This is a genomic window from Stenotrophomonas sp. HMSC10F07 (assembly GCF_001807895.1).
GTDB classification, from domain to species: domain Bacteria; phylum Pseudomonadota; class Gammaproteobacteria; order Xanthomonadales; family Xanthomonadaceae; genus Stenotrophomonas; species Stenotrophomonas sepilia.
On record NZ_KV791361.1, the window covers coordinates 43,903 to 62,537 of the forward strand.

The 18,635-nt window shown below is 65.8% G+C and carries 15 protein-coding genes; 11 read left to right on the plus strand and 4 right to left on the minus strand.

What is annotated here, in order from left to right:
* The first annotated feature begins 4 nt into the window (after positions 1-4).
* Positions 5-811, plus strand: a complete 807-nt coding sequence (locus HMPREF3114_RS07510; protein WP_053497863.1) for an amidohydrolase — start codon at positions 5-7, stop codon at positions 809-811.
* 103 nt (positions 812-914) lie between these two features.
* Positions 915-1,349: a hypothetical protein gene (locus HMPREF3114_RS07515; protein ID WP_053497861.1), complete on the plus strand. Its 435-nt coding sequence runs from the start codon at positions 915-917 to the stop codon at positions 1,347-1,349.
* An 86-nt stretch (positions 1,350-1,435) separates the two neighbouring features.
* Here HMPREF3114_RS07515 and HMPREF3114_RS21435 read toward each other — a convergent pair whose 3' ends face one another.
* From HMPREF3114_RS21435 to HMPREF3114_RS07535, 4 genes are all read right to left on the minus strand, one after another.
* Positions 1,436-1,678 carry a hypothetical protein gene (locus HMPREF3114_RS21435; RefSeq protein WP_005417638.1) on the minus strand — a complete coding sequence of 81 codons (243 nt, stop codon included), beginning with the start codon at positions 1,676-1,678 and terminating at the stop codon, positions 1,436-1,438.
* Positions 1,679-1,886: 208 nt separating this feature from the next.
* The gene (locus HMPREF3114_RS07525) at positions 1,887-3,509 is read right to left on the minus strand and encodes a pseudouridine synthase (RefSeq protein ID WP_005417637.1); all 1,623 of its coding nucleotides are present in this window, start codon (positions 3,507-3,509) and stop codon (positions 1,887-1,889) included.
* Complete coding sequence (gene scpB, locus HMPREF3114_RS07530) at positions 3,502-4,377, minus strand: SMC-Scp complex subunit ScpB (RefSeq protein WP_053497859.1); 876 nt, start codon at positions 4,375-4,377, stop codon at positions 3,502-3,504. Before scpB ends, HMPREF3114_RS07525 begins: the two co-directional genes overlap by 8 nt.
* A 13-nt stretch (positions 4,378-4,390) precedes the next feature.
* Complete coding sequence (locus HMPREF3114_RS07535; RefSeq protein ID WP_053497857.1) at positions 4,391-5,296, minus strand: segregation and condensation protein A; 906 nt, start codon at positions 5,294-5,296, stop codon at positions 4,391-4,393.
* A 374-nt stretch (positions 5,297-5,670) separates the two neighbouring features.
* Here HMPREF3114_RS07535 and HMPREF3114_RS07540 point away from each other — a divergent pair, with 374 nt between their 5' ends.
* The 9 genes from HMPREF3114_RS07540 to HMPREF3114_RS07580 all read left to right on the plus strand — a co-directional run bounded on the left by HMPREF3114_RS07540 (position 5,671) and on the right by HMPREF3114_RS07580 (position 18,634).
* Positions 5,671-5,970, plus strand: a complete 300-nt coding sequence (locus HMPREF3114_RS07540) for a YciI family protein (protein WP_005417634.1) — start codon at positions 5,671-5,673, stop codon at positions 5,968-5,970.
* Positions 5,967-6,242, plus strand: coding sequence for a BolA family protein (locus tag HMPREF3114_RS07545; protein WP_005417632.1), 276 nt, complete (start codon positions 5,967-5,969; stop codon positions 6,240-6,242). Before HMPREF3114_RS07540 ends, HMPREF3114_RS07545 begins: the two co-directional genes overlap by 4 nt.
* A 148-nt stretch (positions 6,243-6,390) precedes the next feature.
* Positions 6,391-7,428, plus strand: coding sequence for a LacI family DNA-binding transcriptional regulator (locus HMPREF3114_RS07550; RefSeq protein ID WP_005417630.1), 1,038 nt, complete (start codon positions 6,391-6,393; stop codon positions 7,426-7,428).
* Between the two features lie 76 nt (positions 7,429-7,504).
* Positions 7,505-10,561, plus strand: coding sequence for a TonB-dependent receptor (locus HMPREF3114_RS07555; RefSeq protein ID WP_049414530.1), 3,057 nt, complete (start codon positions 7,505-7,507; stop codon positions 10,559-10,561).
* 248 nt (positions 10,562-10,809) lie between these two features.
* Entirely contained in the window at positions 10,810-12,414 is a 1,605-nt protein-coding gene (locus HMPREF3114_RS07560; protein ID WP_005417626.1) for a glucoamylase family protein, read from the plus strand.
* Positions 12,415-12,418: 4 nt separating this feature from the next.
* Positions 12,419-13,759: a sugar ABC transporter substrate-binding protein gene (locus tag HMPREF3114_RS07565; protein ID WP_053497855.1), complete on the plus strand. Its 1,341-nt coding sequence runs from the start codon at positions 12,419-12,421 to the stop codon at positions 13,757-13,759.
* A complete protein-coding gene (locus HMPREF3114_RS07570) occupies positions 13,756-14,637 on the plus strand; it encodes a carbohydrate ABC transporter permease (protein ID WP_005410323.1) in 882 nt (293 codons plus the stop codon). Before HMPREF3114_RS07565 ends, HMPREF3114_RS07570 begins: the two co-directional genes overlap by 4 nt.
* Complete coding sequence (locus HMPREF3114_RS07575; RefSeq protein WP_005417620.1) at positions 14,634-15,470, plus strand: carbohydrate ABC transporter permease; 837 nt, start codon at positions 14,634-14,636, stop codon at positions 15,468-15,470. Before HMPREF3114_RS07570 ends, HMPREF3114_RS07575 begins: the two co-directional genes overlap by 4 nt.
* Positions 15,467-18,634, plus strand: coding sequence for a discoidin domain-containing protein (locus HMPREF3114_RS07580; RefSeq protein ID WP_053497853.1), 3,168 nt, complete (start codon positions 15,467-15,469; stop codon positions 18,632-18,634). The genes HMPREF3114_RS07575 and HMPREF3114_RS07580 overlap by 4 nt, the downstream gene beginning before the upstream one ends.
* Position 18,635 lies beyond the last annotated feature (1 nt).

The following is an 18,635-nucleotide window of genomic DNA, read 5'->3' on the forward strand; positions in this document are numbered from 1 at the left end:
AGACATGCAGGACCTGCGCATTTCCCTCGTCCAGGGCGACACCCGCTGGCACGACCCGGCCGGCAACCGTGCCTATTATGGCGCGCTGCTGGCGCCGCTGGCCGGCAGCACCGACCTGTTGATCCTGCCGGAGACCTTCACCAGTGGTTTCTCCAACGAGGCCATTGCCCAGGCCGAAGGCATGGACGGCCCGACCGTGGCCTGGGTGCGCGAGCAGGCCAAGGCCTTGAATGCCGCGGTGATCGGCAGCGTGCAGCTGCGCGACGGCGAGGGCGTCTACAACCGCCTGCTGTTCGCCACGCCTGATGGCGGGCTGCAGTACTACGACAAGCGCCACCTGTTCCGCTACGGCGGCGAGCACGAGCGTTATGCCGCCGGCCGTGAGCGCCTGAGCGTGGAATGGAAGGGCTGGCGGATCAATCCGCAGGTCTGCTACGACCTGCGCTTCCCGGTGTTCTGCCGCAACCGCTACAACGTCGAGCGTCCGCAGCAGCTGGACTTCGATCTGCAGATCTTCGTGGCCAACTGGCCGTCGGCGCGCGCCTATGCATGGAAGACCTTGCTGCGCGCGCGCGCGATCGAGAACCTGTGCTTCGTGGCGGCGGTAAACCGCGTCGGCGTGGACGGCAACCAGTTGCACTACGCCGGCGACAGCGCGGTGATCGACTTCCTCGGCCAGCCGCAGGTGGAGATCCGCGAACGCGAACAGGTGGTGACCACCACCATCTCGGCCGATGCCTTGGCCGCGCATCGCGCGCGTTTCCCGGCGATGCTCGATGCCGATGCCTTCCACCTGGACGAACAGGCCTGAGCCACGGCCTGAACACCGCCGCACCAGCGCGCGCGCCTGCATCCAACGTGCACGCGCGCGCTGCTAGATTCGCCGGCAGTCCGACCGAACTGGAAGTCCTGCCATGAACAAGCCCTTCGCCCTGCTGCTGGCCCTGTCTACTGCGACGCTGGCCCCGGCCGCGCACGCCGCCGGCAATCTTGATTGCCAGCTGCGCTACAACCTGTCCGGCTGGTCGCTGATCTACAAGACCGCCTCCGGCAATGGCACCGTGAGCTGCAGCAACGGCTCCAGCCTGCCGGTGCGCATCGAAGTGAAGGGCGGCGGCCTCACTGTGGGCAAGTCGAAGATCACCAATGGCCGTGGCAGCTTCACTGGCGCCGTCAGCGTCAACGAGCTGTTGGGCACCTACGCCTCGGTCGGCGCGCATGCGGGTGCCGTGAAGTCCAGCAACGCGCAGGTGATGACCAAGGGCGACATCTCGCTGGCCCTGTCCGGTACCGGCAAGGGCTGGGACCTGGGCGTGGACGGCGCCGCCTTCACCATCAGCCGGCGCTGATTCCCCAAAAAGGGGACGGAGGGGATTAAGTCGCTTTCGCCCCTTTGAGGCAAAAACGACTTAATCCCCTCCGTCCCCTTTTTGTATCAGATGCCGTCGGTGTTGGTGCGCACGATCAGCTTCCAGCGGATGTCGCCCTCGTGGGGCGCGTGCTGGTGATGGGATTGGGGCGGGAATGGATCGTTCTTGTTGCACGTCACTTCACGCTTGCAGCCCTTGCACCGATAGATGCCTGACGCCTGGACCTTCTCGGCCGGGCCATGCGTGTCAGTCCATACCTGTGTGACCTTCTCTGCCTGCAGGTGCGCTGCTTCGGTGTACCACGCCATCGTCAATGCCTCATGTTGCGGGTGAGGGTTCACGATAGGCGTTCATCGCGTTGCTCGCGTCGACCTATGGCACTAATTGCACGTTTTCAAAGAATTCCTAGCTCACGCTTTTCATCCGCGCATGGCGTGGATCTGCCAACGGATCGACCCACCAGAAAAAGAAAAACCCCGGCCTGCGCCGGGGTTCTCATTTCAACGTGGTTGCCGATCAGCCGCCGCGCGGGCCGCTGCGGCGCGGGCCGCCGGGACCGCGATTGCCACCGGGGCCACGGTTGCCCCCCGGACCGCCGGGACCACGGTTACCGCCCGGGCCACGGTTGCCACCACCACCCGGACCACGACCGCCCGGACGGGCGCCCTGTGCCGGCTTCGGGCTGCCATACGGGTTGAAACCCGGGGTTGCATGGTCGGACGGGAAGCTCGGGGCGTTGCCCGGATGACCGTACGGGTGCTTGTTGCCCTGGCCCTGCGAGCGATTGCCGGCACCGGCCGGACGACCCTGACCGCCTGCGCCGCCACGGCCTTCACCACCGAAACCGCCACGGCCCTGGCCGCCACCGGCGCCCGGGCCCTTCGGCTTGCCGTACGGACGGCCTTGGCCGCCTGCGCCCGGACCACGGGCACCCGGGCCACGTGCGCCCGGGCCGGCATTGCGATGGCCGCTCGGGCCGGTGCTCACGCCATCGGGCACGTACCAGGTGCGGAACGCGGCCGGATTGCCTTCCGGCAGCGAACGGTCATTCTTCGGCGCGCGCTGCTTGAACGGCTTCTGCGACTGCTTGGCCGCTGCTTCACCGCTGACCGTCAGGCCGCCCTTGAAGCCGCCACCCTTGCCGCCGCGACCACGGCCGCGGTCTTCGCGGACGTTGTCGAAACGGCGCAGCTCGCGACCTTCGTCAGCGGTGTTGTGGCCATTGACGTAGGCATTGCCGCGGCCACCTTCGCGCACGCGCACGGTGGTCTTTGCGGCGCGGCGCTGGCCGATCACCGGCTGCAGCGTCAATGCCGACGGAGCGCCTTCTTCCAGCTTCAGCTGCGCACGCAGCGCTTCCACCTGAGCGGTGCCCAGTTCCACCGAATGGCCACGGGCCAGTTCGCGCGGCAGGCTCACCTTGCCATAGCGGGTGCGCTTCAGGCGGCTGACCTGGCAGCCCTGCGATTCCCACAGGCGGCGCACTTCGCGGTTGCGGCCTTCCTTCACCACGACGCGGAACCAGTCGTGAGAATCGGTGCCGCCGATGCGTTCGATCTCATCGAACTTGGCCGGACCGTCTTCCAGTGCGACGCCACGGCTGAGGCGGTCGACGATGGCGTCGGAGACCTTTTCCTCGCCTTCCGGTGCACGCACGCGCACCACGTACTCGCGCTCGACCTCGAACGACGGGTGCATCATGGCGTTGGCCAGCTCACCGTCGGTGGTGGCCAGCAGCAGGCCGGTGGTGTTGATGTCCAGGCGGCCGATGGCGATCCAGCGCGCGCCCTTCAGCGGCGGCAGCGACTCGAACACGGTCGGGCGGCCTTCGGGATCTTCGCGGGTGGTCACCTGGCCTTCCGGCTTGTTGTAGACCAGCACGCGCGACGGCTCGGCCAGGGCAGTGGCGACGAAGCCGCGGCCATCCAGTTCGATCCTGTCGCCGCTCTTGACCGACATGCCGGTCTGCGCGACTTCACCGTTGACCTTGACCAGGCCTTCGGCGATGCGCTGTTCCAGCGCGCGGCGCGAGCCGAGGCCGGCCTGGGCCAGCACCTTGTGCAGGCGCTCTTCCAGCTTGAACTGTTCGGAGGTGGCTTCGCGCTTCAGCGAGAGCTTGTTACGGGGGGTGTCACTCATCAGTTTTGCTCCGGCCGACGGTTTCGAGGTCGGCCTCTGGTTCGGAATCGGCTTGGTCAACAGCCACGGTCGTCATCGCGACGGCGTTGTCTTCGCGTTCGTTCACTGGCACCGCGCGCTCGCCCGGCGCGGAATCGGGGTGCCCATCATCGAGGGGCGAAGGTGCTTGCTCATCGGAGGCCGATGCAGGGGCTGCATTGGCGGAATCGGGGGTGTCACTGCCGGCCAGGCCGGCGTCATCGTTCGCGGCAACGCCATCGGCGCTGGCCGAGATGTCCGGACCCTCGGCACCGGCCACGGCCGGTGCATCACGGTCCAGGGCCAGCTGCGGTTCCAGCTCGCCCAGGTCCTTCAGTTCCGACAGCGGCGGCAGTTCGTCCAGTCGCTTCAGCCCGAAGTAGTCCAGAAAGCCCTTGGTGGTGCCGAACAGCGCCGGCTTGCCGGGCACGTCGCGGTGGCCGACCACGCGGATCCATTCGCGTTCTTCCAGCGCCTGGATGATGTTGCTGCTGACCGCCACGCCGCGCACCTGCTCGATCTCGCCGCGGGTGATCGGCTGCCGGTAGGCGATCAGCGCCAGGGTTTCCAGGGTGGCGCGGGTGTAGCGGGTCTTGCGTTCGGTCCACAGCCGGCTGATCCAGCCATGTACTTCGCTGGTGACCTGGTAGCGGAAGCCGGAGGCGACCTCGACCAGTTCCACGCCACGACCTTCGCAGGCCTCGCGCAGGCGCTCCAGCGCACGTTCGATGCTGCCCGGCGGTGCCGGTTCCTCTTCCGGAAACAGGTCCTTCAGCTGGGCCAGGGTGAGTGGCTGGCTGGAGGCCAGCAGGGCACCCTCGACAATGCGGTCGATCAGCGATTGATCCATCGGCAGTCAGCGCTCACTCGTTGGCATTGGCGGCGTCGTTGTCGTCAAACTCGCTGCTGAACTGCAGCGGCGCGTTGGTGTTGCCAGCAGCCAGCGACTTCACGTAGATCGGCGCCAGCGGTTCTTCCTGGACGATGTCCAGCAACTGTTCCTTGGCCAGTTCCAGCACTGCCAGGAACGTGACAAGCACGCCCAGCTTGCCTTCTTCGGCGGTGAACAGCCCTTCAAAACGATAGAACTTGCCGTCTTCCAGGCGTCCCAGTACTTCGCCCATGCGTTGCCGCACACTCAGTGCTTCGCGCTTGATGGCGTGGCCGCTGAACAGCTCGGCGCGCTTGAGCACGTCGTGCAGGGCCAGCAGCATTTCCTTCAGGTCCACCGGCGGCGGCAGCTTCACCGTGGCGCGCTCGGGCATGAAGGCATGCGCCACCGTCGTGTCGCGGTCCTGGCGGGGCAGGGCGTCGATGTCCTCGGCGGCCTGCTTGAAACGTTCGTACTCCTGCAGCCGGCGCACCAGCTCGGCGCGCGGGTCGGCCTCATCGCCTTCCTCGCTGACCGGGCGCGGCAGCAGCATCCGCGACTTCACCTCGGCCAGGATCGCGGCCATCACCAGGTACTCGGCCGCCAGCTCGAAGCGCAGCTCGCGCATCACGGTGATGTATTCCACGTACTGCCGGGTGATTTCGGCCACGGGAATGTCCAGCACATCCAGGTTCTGGCGGCGGATCAGGTACAGCAGCAGGTCCAGCGGGCCTTCGAAGGCGTCCAGGATGACTTCCAGCGCGTCCGGCGGGATGTACAGGTCCTGCGGGATCTGCAGGACCGGTTGCCCATGCACCACGGCCAGCGGCATTTCCTGCTGCTGGGGGGCGGGCGGCCGGGTTGGCAGGTTCGCGTCGAGCGCGAGTTCGGAAGTCATCTAATGGACATCAGGATTGCAACGGACCAGTCGCGGCACCGGGTTCGCCGGGCCAGCGCCACGGAGCCCCAGGGCACCAGACGCGCCGGGATCGGCGCGATTCCACACATATCAAACAGCAGGACGCGCCGCAGTAAACGGCAGCGACAGAACTACGGGGAGGTCGTCTACGTGGCCCGGCCAGGTGGTCCGGTTTGAAGCAGCGGATCTGTCGTCGGGGGCTGCGTGGCCGCAGAAACCAACGGGCTGCTGCATCCAGCCACGTGCAATGGAGTCTAGGGTAAGCCTTTGCTGCGCCAGTGTCCAGCCGGACCGGGGCAGGGGCTGCATTGGCTAGAATCGGCGGACCCGACAACGCAAGCGAGGAAATGCCGGTGTGGTATGTGATCGAAGGGTATGACGGCCAGGATGTGCTGGCGCAGCGGCTGCAGGCGCGGCCGGAGCATCTGGCGCGGCTGCATGCGCTGCGCGACGCGGGACGCCTGCTGCTGGCCGGGCCGTGCCCGGCGGTGGACAGTGAAGACCCGGGCCCGGCCGGTTTCAGCGGTTCGGTGGTGATCGCGCAGTTCGAGTCGCTGCCGCAGGCCCAGGCCTGGGCCGATGCCGACCCGTACGTGGCTGCAGGCGTCTACACCCGCGTGCAGGTCCGCCCGTTCCGCAAGGTGCTGCCGTGAACGCGGAACGGATCGAGCGGATCCGTGATGCGCTGCAGCAGGCGCTGGCGCCGAGCGTGCTGGAGATCGAGGACGATAGCCATCGTCACGCCGGCCATGCCGGTGCGCGCGACGGGCGCGGCCATTTCAACGTGCATGTGGTCAGTGAGCGCTTCGCCGGGCTGGGGCCGCTTGCCCGGCACCGCGCGGTCTATGCCGCGCTGGGGTCGATGATGGAGACCGATATCCACGCGTTGTCCATCCGCGCGCAGACCCCGTCAGAACAGGGCTGAGCCCTTGTCCCACGCTGTCCTGGCGGGTCCTTCATGGCCTCGCCACAGACAGGTTTTCATGTCCATTTCGGGACATTCGCCTAACGGACTGTTTACAAGCCTGGATGGAAACGCTTACATTCCGCGCCAATGCTGGTAGGTCCAAGCCGTGGAGGGCGGCTTCGTGAACAAGGCAGCTATCACAATCAAAGACGTCGCACGCGAAGCCCGGGTCTCCGTGGCCACGGTTTCCCGCGCGCTCAACGGGCATGAAAATGTCGCCGAACCGGTCCGCCAGCTTGTGCTGGAGGTGGCCGCACGGCTGCGTTACACCCCGCACGCCGCCGCCCGCAGCCTGAGCAGCCGCCGCACCAATACGGTGGGCGTGGTGCTGCCTGACCTGTACGGCGAGTTCTTCTCCGAGCTGATGCGCGGCATTGACGGGGTGGCCCGCAACCGCCGCCAGCACCTGCTGGTGTCCAGCTACCACGGTGACCAGGAACAGCAGGGCGCCGCCCTGCGTGCCATGCGCGGCCGCGTCGACGGCCTGCTGGTGCTTTCGCCCTATGCCGAGAGCCCGGGCTTCCTGACCGACAACCTGCCGCAGTCGTTGCCGACGGTGTTGATCAACACCTACCTGCCCGGGCAGGACCACCCGGTGCTGAGCATCGACGACCACGCCGGCGCAATGGCGATGACCCGCCACCTGCTCGACGCTGGTCACCGGCGCATTGCATTCATTTCTGGCCCGGACCTCAACTTCGACGCGCGCGAGCGCCTGCGCGGCTTCCGTGACGCGCTGGCGGCTTCTGGCGGTGGCGCCGAAGGCATCGAGTTGCCCGGTGATTTCGACGAAGCTTCCGGCCATCGTGCCGGTCAGGAGTTGCTGGCAGCCGGAGCGCTGCCCGATGCCGTATTCGCCGCCAACGACATGATGGCCCTGGGCTGCCTGTATGCGTTCACGCAGGCAGGGGTCCGCGTCCCGGCCGATGTGGCCTTGGCGGGTTTCGATGACATTCCACTGGCGCGTTTCGTCCACCCGTCGCTGACCACCATGCAGGTCAGCATCGCCGAGCTCGGCGACCGGGCCATGACGCGTCTGATGCAGTTGATGGACGGCACCTCCACGGATGGGGCAGGGGACAAGCAGACCCTGGTTCCCCGCTTGATTGTTCGCGATTCCACCACTCCGCCATCCGGCCGTTGAAGCCAGAGGCGTTCCTTCTTTTTTGATTGATCGCAGGGACCGCGCAAGCGGTTACCGCCACCCGGAGATTGAGTTGATGATGCATACCACCTTCCGCATGCCGGCGCGCCGGCTGCTGAGCACCGCCCTGGTCAGCTGCCTGATGCTGGCTGCCGCCCCCAACGTCATGGCGCAGTCGGCCAACGCCAGCCTGCGCGGCCAGGTTGCCGGTGCCCAGGCCGGCACCGAAGTGACCGCCACCAACGTCGCCACCGGTACCGTCCGCCGTGGCACCATCCGCGCCGACGGCAGCTACTCGCTGATGGGCCTGGATCCGGGCACGTACAACGTGGTCGCCAACGGCCAGACCCAGAAGGTCACCGTCACCGTAGCCTCGACCGCGACGCTGAACTTCGCCGGCGCGGCCAGCAGCACCCCGGGTTCGACCGCGGCCACCAACCTGGACACCGTCAACGTTGTCGCGCCGACCCTGCTGCAGGAAGTGCGTACCTCCGAAGTCGGCAAGACCGTCAGCCTGCAGCAGATCCAGACCACCCCGCAGGTGTCGCGCAACTTCCTGGAGTTCGCTGACGCGGTGCCGGGCCTGATCTTCACCCGCGACGCCAAGGGCAACACCTCGCTGCGCGGCGGCGCCACCAATGCAGATGGCACCAACGTCTACATCGACGGCGTGGGCCAGAAGAGCTACGTCAAGGGCGGCGGCGTGGCCGGCCAGTCCGGCAGCGCCGGTAACCCGTTCCCGCAGCTGGCCATTGGCGAATACAAGGTCATCAGCGGCAACTACAAGGCCGAGTATGGCCAGGTGTCGAGCGCCGCCGTGACGGCTGCAACCAAGTCCGGCACCAATGAGTTCAAGGGTGAGGCGTTCTACCGCTACACCGATGAAGACATGCGTGCCAAGACCCCGGCCGAGCGCCAGGGTGGCAAGGAGAAGATGGTCTCGGCCGAGAAGGAATACGGCTTCGCCCTGGGCGGCCCGATCATCCAGGACAAGGCGCACTTCTTCGTGACCTACGAAGCCAAGCGCTTCGACCTGCCGGTCACCATCGCGCCGGATGGCGCGGTCACCGGCGCTGCCGGCCTGCTGCCGCCGGCCGGCGCCGCCGGCCTTGGCCCGGCCAGCCAGCCGTTCCAGCAGGACCTGATCTTCGGCAAGATCGACTTCGAGCCGACCGACAACGATCGCATCGAGCTGACCTTCCAGGACCGCGACGAAACCCAGTCGCAGTTCAGTGGCCAGACCTCGCCGGAAGCCGGCCGTGAAGTGGTCAACACCGACCGTCGTTACGCCCTGCGCTGGAACCACAGCGGTGAGCGCTACTACAACGAGTTGATGGTCACCCACGAAGACTCGTTCAACAACCCGACCCCACTGACGCTGGCCAACGGCATCACCTACACCGCACCGGACGGCCCCGAAGACCGCACCATCGTGAAGATCGGTGGCGCCTCGGCACTGGATTCGCAGGTGAAGGGCCAGAAGGGCTGGTCGATCGAAGACAACCTGACCCTGGATGGCATCCAGTGGGCGGGCGATCACACCATCAAGATGGGCGTGAAGTACAAGCAGATCGACCTGTACGCTTCCGATGCGGCGCAGATCAACCCGACCTTCACCTACTCGCTGGGTGATCCGGACTTCCCCGATTCCATTCCGTACAAGGCGCAGTTCGTCAAGCCGGTGACCGGCGTGACCGGCGTGTCCGGCGAAGTGCGTTCGAAGTCCAAGCAGTACGGCGTGTTCATCCAGGACGACTGGCAGGTCAACGACCACCTGCAGCTGAACATCGGCCTGCGCTGGGACTACGAAAAGACCCCGTCCTACCTGGACTTCGTGACCCCGCAGCAGGTGGTCGACGCCATCTATTCGCAGGATCCGCGCGCTCCCGCCGGCCAGACCTATGCCGATTCGCTGGCACTGGGCGGCCTGGACATCAGCGACTACATCAGCAACGGTCACAACCGCAAGGCATTCAAGGATGCCTGGCAGCCGCGCCTGGGCTTCTCGTATGACATCAATGCCGACGAGCAGCACGTGATCCACGGTGGTGCCGGCCGTTCCTACGACCGCGACCTGTTCGACAACCTGCAGCTGGAAACCACCAAGCTGGCCCTGCCGCAGCCGACCATCTACTTCCGCAACCCGGCCACCGGCGCCTGCATCAACGGCCAGGCTGCCTGCTATGACTGGAACCCGAACCTGCTCAACGGCATCGGCAACCTGCAGGCACTGGTCGGCGCGACCAGCAATGCCGGCCTGGAAGTGGACCTGCTGAACAACAAGCTGAAGGCGCCGTACTCGGACCAGTTCAGCCTGGGCATGAGCAACCAGATCGGCGACTGGCTGACCGACGCCACCATCGCTCGTACCTTGAGCTACGACGGCTTCGCCTTCACCTTGGGCAACCGCTATCCGACCGGCCAGTTCTTCGATGATCCGCGCCTGTGCGGTGGCACCTCCCCGGGCCTGAGCCAGGCCTGGAGCTGCAACGTACCGGGCTTCGGCAGCCTGATCATCGGCCAGCAGGGCATCAAGACCCGTGCCACCCAGGTCCTGCTGTCGGCGCAGAAGCCGTTCACCAAGGAAAGCGGCTGGGGCACCTCGATCGCCTATACCTGGACCACCGCGCGCCACAACCGCGACATCAACGAGAAGTACGCCTTTGATCGCGGTCTGATCGGTGATTACCCGACCATCCGCTCCAACGGCGCACCGCGCCACCGCCTGGTGGTGACCGGTTCGTACGCGGGCTTCTGGGGCATCACCTTCGGCGGCAAGATCACCTTGGCCACCCCGACCGCCGTCAACGACTGGTACCCGGTGATGCAGGCCAGCGGCTACACCCTGCCGACTCCGCAGGCGGCCGTGCCCAACGCCACCGGCAAGTTCCTGGTGGGTGGCAAGATCTTCGGCTACCGTTCGGTCGACCTGCAGGCGACGAAGACGTTCAAGCTGGCGGGCAACACCGAGCTGTACGCCCGCCTGGACATCATCAACGTGTTCAACTTCGACAACTTCTCCACCTACAACTACGTCAAGACCAACGGCAAGCTGCAGGCCAGCTACAACGAGACCGGCGACATCATCGGTACGCCACGCCAGGTCAAGGCCGAAGTGGGCTTCCGCTTCTAAGCCTGGGCGGTGATGCATGACCCGATGCCGCCGGCTCGCCGGCGGCATCGATCGTGTGAAAACGGCAATGGCCGGCCCCGTGCCGGTCCATTGCCCACGCCGCTGCTGGGCAGGGGGCAGCGGCGTGGGCAATGATCGCGGTGTCAAACCACGTTTTTCGTGGTTTTTTAAGAGCGCATCTTGTAAACGATTTCAGATCATTGGACGGTATGCTTTCCCATCGATCAGACCACCGGAGGAACCGCGCCATGCAGGCACGCCATCTGTTGTCCGCGGCAGCGTTGAGCCTGGCCGTCGCCGCCTGCCAGCCGGCCCAGCAGGAGCCTGCCAAGCCGCGTCCGCCGGTGATCCTGATCGAGGCCGATGCACCGCCGCGGCCGATGAAGCCGGAGCTGCCGCCGCTGTTCGATGACATCGAGCGCCGCACCTTCCAGTTCTTCTGGGACACCACCAACGAGATCAATGGCCTGACCCCGGACCGCTATCCGTCGCGGCCGTTCGCCAGCATCGCGTCGGTGGGTTTCGCGCTGACCGCCTATCCCATCGGTATCGAGAACGGCTGGGTCAGCCGCAACCAGGCGATCGACCGGACCCTGACCACCCTGAAATTCTTCCGCGACGTGCCGATGGGCCCGCAGCGCACCGGCAAGGCGGGCTACAAGGGTTTCTACTATCACTTCCTGGACATGCAGGAAGGCCGTCGCTACGACAGCTGGGTCGAACTGTCCTCGGTGGATACCGCACTGCTGATGATGGGCGTGCTGTTCGCACAGTCTTACTACGACGGTGACGATCCGCGCGAGAAGGAAATCCGCCAGATTGCCGATACCTTGTACAAGAAGGTCGACTGGCCGTGGCTGCAGCAGCGTGCACCGCTGATCTCGATGGGCTGGTTCCCCGAGAGCGGCTTCATCGACCACGACTGGATGGGCTACAACGAGGCGATGATGGTCTACATCCTCGCCCTGGGCTCGCCCACGCACCCGGTCAGCCCGGACGCGTGGACGGTGTGGACGCGCACCTATGACAACGACTGGGGTGTCTACCAGGGGCAGGAATACCTGTCCTTCGGCCCGCTGTTCGGCCACCAGTACAGCCACGTCTGGATCGATTTCCGCGATATCCAGGACGCGTACATGCGCGAGCGCGGCAGCACCTATTTCCTCAACAGCCGCTCGGCCGCGCTGGCCCAGCGCGAATACGCCATCGCCAACCCGATGCAGTGGAAGGACTATGGCGAGAACGTCTGGGGCCTGACCGCCAGTGATGGCCCGCAGAACACCACGCAGGAGTACCGCGGCGAACAGCGCCAGTTCCGCCATTACTCCTCGCGCGGCGCCGGCCTGCGCGAGAACTTCGATGACGGCACCATTGCCCCGACTGCGGCGATCGCCTCGGTGGTGTTCGCGCCCGAGCAGGTGATCCCGGCCACGCTGGAAATGCACAAGCGTTACGGGGACTACATCTATTCCAGCTACGGCTTCCTGGATTCGTTCAATCCCAGCTTCAACTATGACATCCCGATCAAGACCGGTCGCCTGGTGCCGGATCGCGGCTGGGTCGCCAGCGACTACATCGCCATCGACCAGGGGCCGATCCTGACCATGATCGCCAACTACCGCAACGACTTCGTCTGGGAAGTGATGAAGAAGAATCCGTACATCCGCAAGGGCCTGGAGCGGGCCGGATTCAGCGGCGGCTGGCTGGCGCCGGAAGGGTCGTTCCAGCCGCTGGAACTGCAGAAGGACGAAAAGGCCGCGGCAGCACGCGCGGTGGGTATCGCCGAATCACGCGCGGCTGCCGCGCAGGAACAGAAGAACAATGCCAACCGCACCACAGGCCAGGGCAAGTAACCTGATGCCGAACTGGATCGACCGCCTGCGCCGCTGGGCGCTGCCTGCCCTGGCCGCCCTGGCCGTGGCCGGCTGCGCCCGCACCGAACCGGGCACCACCACCGTGCGCTTCTGGGCGATGGGCCGCGAAGCCGAGGTGGTCAGCGAGCTGATCCACGAGTTCGAGGCCGAAAATCCCGGCATCAAGGTGGATGTGCAGAACATCCCGTGGACCGCCGCGCACGAAAAGCTGCTGACCGCGTTCGCTGCCGACGGACTGCCGGACGTGTGCCAGCTCGGCAATACCTGGGTGCCGGAGTTCGCCGAACTCGATGCATTGACCCCGCTGCAGCCGTTCGTGCAGCGCTCCACCGTGGTCGACCCGAAAGATTACTTCCAGGGCATCTGGGACACCAACGTGATCCACGGTGAGCTGGTCGGCGTGCCGTGGTACGTCGATACGCGCCTGATCTACTACCGCAAGGACCTGCTGGCCAAGGCCGGCTACGACCACCCGCCGCGCACGTGGCCGGAGTGGGAGGAGCAGATGGCGGCGATCAAGCGCATGCAGGGCCCGAACCGCTACGCGGTGCTGATGCCGATCAATGAGTTCGAGCAGCAGCTGTCGCTGGCCCTGCAGCAGCCCGATCCGCTGCTGCGCGACGACGATACCCGCGGCAATTTCGCCAGCCCGGGGTTCCGCCGCACGCTGTCCTTCTACGCCAACATGTTCGAGCAGGGCTGGGCGCCGAAGATGTCCGAGACACAGATCTCCAACGTCTGGGATGAATTCTTCCGCGGCTTCAACGTGTTCTACATCTCCGGTCCCTGGAACATCCGCGAGTTCAAGAAACTGCAGCCGAAGGAACTGGAAGGACAGTGGGGCACCGCTGCGCTGCCGGGGCCGGACGGTCCGGGCGCGGGCATCGCCGGTGGCACCAGCCTGGTGATCTTCCGCAAATCGCAGCAGAAGGAGGCGTCCTGGAAGCTGATCGAATTCCTGTCGCGCCCGGAAATCCAGGCACGCTTCCATTCGATCATCGGCGATCTGCCGCCGCGCCGCAGTGCCTGGAACGCGCCGTCGCTGGCCAACGATCCACTGGCCGCCGCGTTCCGTGATCAGCTGGAGCGGGTCAAGCCGACGCCGAAGGTGCTCGAATGGGAGCGCATCGTGCAGGAAATGCGCATTGTCACCGAGAAGGTCGTGCGCGGTGGCCTGCCGCAGGACAAGGCCGTGGCCGAACTGGACCAGCGCGTGGACAAGGTGCTGGCCAAGCGCCGCTGGATGCATGAACAACAACGCCTGCAGGAGCGCGCGCCGTCGCCGCGCTCGAGCAGCGCAGTGGCCGCCGGGAGCGCGCAATGAAACGTACTTCGCTGGCCGGCTGGATCTTCGCCGGCCCCTCGCTGATCGTGCTGGGCGTGTTCTTCGGCCTGCCGGTCGCCTCGGCGCTGGCGCTGAGCGTGACTGACTTCGACCTCTATGCACTGGCCGACAGCAGCAACCTGCGCTTCGTCGGCCTGGGGAACTACATCGACCTGCTGCAGACGCCGATGTTCTGGAAGTCGCTGTGGAACACCACCTACTTCGTGTTGATCGGCGTACCGTTGTCGATCGGCGTGTCGCTGGGCGCGGCCATGCTGCTCAACGCACCGGCCGCGCGCTTCAAGGCGCTGTTCCGTACGGCACTGTTCGCGCCGGTGGTGACCACGCTGGTGGCGGTGGCGGTGATCTGGCGCTACCTGTTCCATACCAGCTATGGCCTGGTGAACTACGGGCTGGGCCACCTGGGTATCAGTCCGATCGACTGGCTGGGTGATCCCAACTGGGCAATGCCGACCATCATGCTGTTCGCGGTGTGGAAGAACTTCGGTTACAACATGGTGATCTTCCTCGCCGGCCTGCAGGCGATCCCGCATGACCTGTACGAAGCCGCGCGCATCGACGGTGCTTCGCGCTGGAAGCAGTTCCTGCACATCACCCTGCCGATGCTCGGCCCGGTACTGCTGGTGGTCGGGGTGATCACCGTGTCCGGCTACTTCCAGCTGTTCGCCGAGCCGTACGTCATGACCCGCGGCGATCCACTGCAGAGCACCGTCAGCGTGCTGTATTTCATGTTCGAGGAAGGCTTCAAATGGTGGAACCTGGGACGCGCATCGGCTGTAGCGTTCCTGCTGTTCCTGATCATCCTGGCGGTGACCACCGTGATGCTGCGTTTCGGTCGCAAGAGGCAGTTGGTATGAGTCGTGAAATCGGCCAGTCGCGCTGGTATCCGTGGATGATCAATGGTGCGCTGCTGGTGCTGGCCCTGGTCAGCCTTGCACCGCTGCTGTGGATGCTCTCGGTCTCGTTCATGCCGCAGGGCGAGGCCAGTCATTTCCCGCCGCCACTGCTGCCTTCGAGCATCACCACGCACAACTACCACGAGCTGTTCGCGCGCACCGGCATGGGCGGCAACTTCGCCAACAGCCTGCTGGTGTCGCTGGCTATCACGCTGGGTTCGCTGCTGCTCAACACCATGGCCGGCTACGCCTTCGCCAAGCTCAACTTCGTCGGCCGCGAGCGCCTGTTCCAGGTGCTGATGGCAGCGCTGGTGATTCCGGCGCAGGTGGCGATGCTGCCGCTGTTCCTGCTGATGAAGCAGCTGGGCCTGGTCAACAGCTTTGGCGGGGTGATCGTGCCGGCGCTGGCCAGCGTGTTCGGCATCTTCCTGGTGCGCCAGTACGCGCGTTCGATCCCGGACGAGCTGCTTGAAGCGGCGCGCATCGATGGCGCGGGGGAGCTGCGCATCTTCTTCCAGATCGTGCTGCCGATGCTCAAGCCGGTACTGGTGACCCTGGCGATCTTCACCTTCATGGGTGCATGGAACGATTTCATGTGGCCGCTGATCGTGTTGACCGACCAGGAGCACTACACTTTGCCGGTGGCGCTGGCCACCCTCTCGCGCGAGCACATCATGGACGTGGAAATGATGATGGCTGGCGCGGTCGTCACCGTGGTTCCGGTGCTGGCACTGTTCCTGGTGCTGCAGCGTTACTACATCCAAGGTCTGTTGCTGGGGAGCGTCAAGGGATGAAGCGAGCGATCGCCGTTGGACTGGGCCTGTTGTGGACTTCCCTGGCGATCGCCGCACCACCGGCACTGCCGGCGCCGAAGGTACTGGACGATTTCGACGACATCGGCGCCTGGAAGCTGGTGCTGTCCGACCAGGTCAGCGGTTCGCTGCGGCCGGTGAGCGGTGCCGGTGGCGGCCGCGCGCTGTGCCTGGACTACGATTTCCACAAGGTGTCGGGCTACGTCGGCATCCGCCGCGCGCTGGGCATCGAGTACCCGGCCAACTACCGCTTCGGCTTCCAGCTGCGGGGAGATTCGCCGGGCAACGACCTGCAGTTCAAGCTGATCGATGCCAGCGGCGATAATGTCTGGTGGGTCAATCGCCCGGGCTACAGCTTCCCCAGGGCGTGGACGCCGGTCGAATACCGCCGTCGCCAGATCGACAAGGCGTGGGGGCCGTCGCCGGAGAAGGAGATGGCGCGCAGCGCTGCGGTCGAGTTCACGATCTACAGCAAGGTCGGCGGCCGCGGCACGGTGTGCTTCGACAAGCTGACCCTGCAGGGCCTGCCGCCGCAGGATGATTCGGCGCTGGTGCCATCGGTGATCGCCGACACCGCCACCGCGCTGCAGGACCGGATGATTGACGGAAAGAGCGATACGTTCTGGATCAGTGGCGGGGTCAAGCAGCAGACCATCAGCCTGGACCTGCACAAGAGCCGCGAGATCGGCGGTGCGGTGATTGACTGGCTGCCGAACCTGGAAGCCAATCGCTACACCGTGCGTACGTCCGAGGATGGCCGGGACTGGCGCACCGTGCGCGAGGTGGCCGGCGGTGCGGGCGGCCGCGACTGGCTGGCGCTGCCGGATACCGACGCGCGCTACGTGCGCTTCGATCTGCACGATGGCCCGAACTGGCGCTATGGCATCCGTGACATCACGCTCAAGCCGCTGGCGTTCGCGGCCACGCCGAACGCATTCCTGTCCTCGGTGGCGGCCGACCTGCCGCGCGGCTCGCTGCCGCGCGCATATGTGGGCGAACAGCCGTACTGGACCCTGCTTGGCCTCGATGGCGGCCAGGAGCAGGCACTGATCAGCGAGGACGGTGCGCTGGAACCGGCCAAGGGCAGTTTCAGCATCGAGCCGTTCATCCGCGTGGACGGCAAGTTGCTGGACTGGTCGAAGGTGGCCATCACCCAGTCGCTGCAGGATCGCTACCTGCCCATCGCCAATGTCGACTGGGTGCACGAGAAGGCAGGCCTGGCGGTAACCAGCTTCGTGCAGGGCACGCCGGAGCGCGCGCAGCTGATCGGCCGCTACCGGTTGAGCAATCCGGACAAGGTGGCGCACGAGTACACCCTGGCGCTGGCGATCCGGCCGTGGCAGGTGAACCCGCCGACCCAGTTCCTCAACACCGTCGGCGGCTTCAGCCGCATCGATGCGCTGGATGTGGGCGAACAGCTGGTGCGCATCAACGGTGAGCCGCGCATCTATCCGTTGCAGGTGCCGGATGCGCGCTTCGCCAGCACGTTCGATGGCAAGCTCGACGCGATGCATCTGGCCTCCGGGAAATACCCGGCCAGCACGGCGGTGAAGGACAGCACCGGCATGGCGTCCGGTGCTCTGCTGTATACGATCAGGCTGGAGCCTGGCCAGAGCCGAGAAGTGGCGGTGGTGTTGCCACAGACCGGAGGCTGGGCGCCGCAGGCGCTGGATGTGGCCAAGGCGCAGGCGCAGGTCGCAGAGCAGTGGCGGCAGAAGCTGGGGGTGGTCTCGTTGCAGGTACCGGCTGCGGGCCAGGCACTGGTCGATACCCTGCGCACCGCCGTGGCGCACATGCTGATCTCGCGGGTCGGCCCGCGACTGCAGCCGGGCACGCGCTCGTACGCGCGCAGCTGGATCCGCGATGGCGCGATGATTTCCGAGGGCCTTCTGCGCATGGGGCGCAGTGATGCGGTGCGTGATTACATCAACTGGTATGCGCCCTATCAGTTCGAGAATGGCAAGGTGCCGTGCTGTGTCGATGCACGTGGCAGCGATCCGGTGCCGGAGAACGACAGCCATGGCGAGCTGATCTACAGCATTGCCGAATATGGGCGCTATACCGGTGACAGCACCTTCGTCGAACTGATGTGGCCGCATGTGCAGGGCGCCTACAACTACATGGAGCAACTGCGCGCCAGCGAGCGCACGGACGAGAATCGGGCGCGCAATCCGGCGTTCTACGGGATGATGCCGGCCTCGATCAGCCATGAAGGCTATTCGGCCAAGCCGATGCATTCGTACTGGGACAATTTCTGGGCGTTGCGCGGCTACAAGGATGCGGCATCGCTGGCGGCCCAGCTGGGCAAGGTCGAAGCCATGCAGATTGCCGAATCGCGTGACCAGTTCCGTGATGACCTGCAGGCCTCGCTGCTGTCGGCGATGCAGCAGCACAACATCGATTACCTGCCGGGCTCGGCCGAGCTGGGCGATTTCGATGCGACCTCGACCACCATCGCGCTGGCTCCGGGCGGTGAACAGGGGCGCCTTCCGCAGCAGGCGCTCGATGCCACCTTCGAGCGCTACTGGAAGGAGTTCGTGGCCCGTCGCGATGGCAAGCGCGAGTGGAAGGACTACACGCCCTATGAGTGGCGCAACGTGGCCGCCTTCGTCCGCCTCGGCTGGCGCGATCGCGCCTGGCAGGCGACTGAGTTCTTCTTCAAGGACCGTACGCCGCAGGCCTGGAACCAGTGGGCCGAAGTGGTCTCGCGCACGCCACGCAAGCCGTTCTTCGTCGGTGACCTGCCGCATGCCTGGGTGGCCTCGGACTTCGTGCGCTCGGCCCTGGACATGTTCGCCTACAGCCGTGACATGGACGATGCGCTGGTATTGGCCGCCGGCATTCCGACCGCCTGGCTGCAGGGCGATGGCATCGCCGTGCAGGGCCTGCGCACGCCGCAGGGCCAGCTCAACTACCACCTGCAGCGCAGCGACAAGCAGCTGGTGCTGGAGGTGCAGCCGGGCCTGGTGCCACCGGTCGGTGGCGTGGTCTTGCCGTGGCCGTACGCCGGTGATCCGGGTGAGGCGACCATCAACGGCGAAGCGGCCGAATGGACCAACAGGGAACTGCACGTGCACCAGCTGCCGGCGCGGGTCGAGATCGATGTACCGGGCGCGGTGCGCCGCGCCGAGCGCAAGGGGCAGTAAC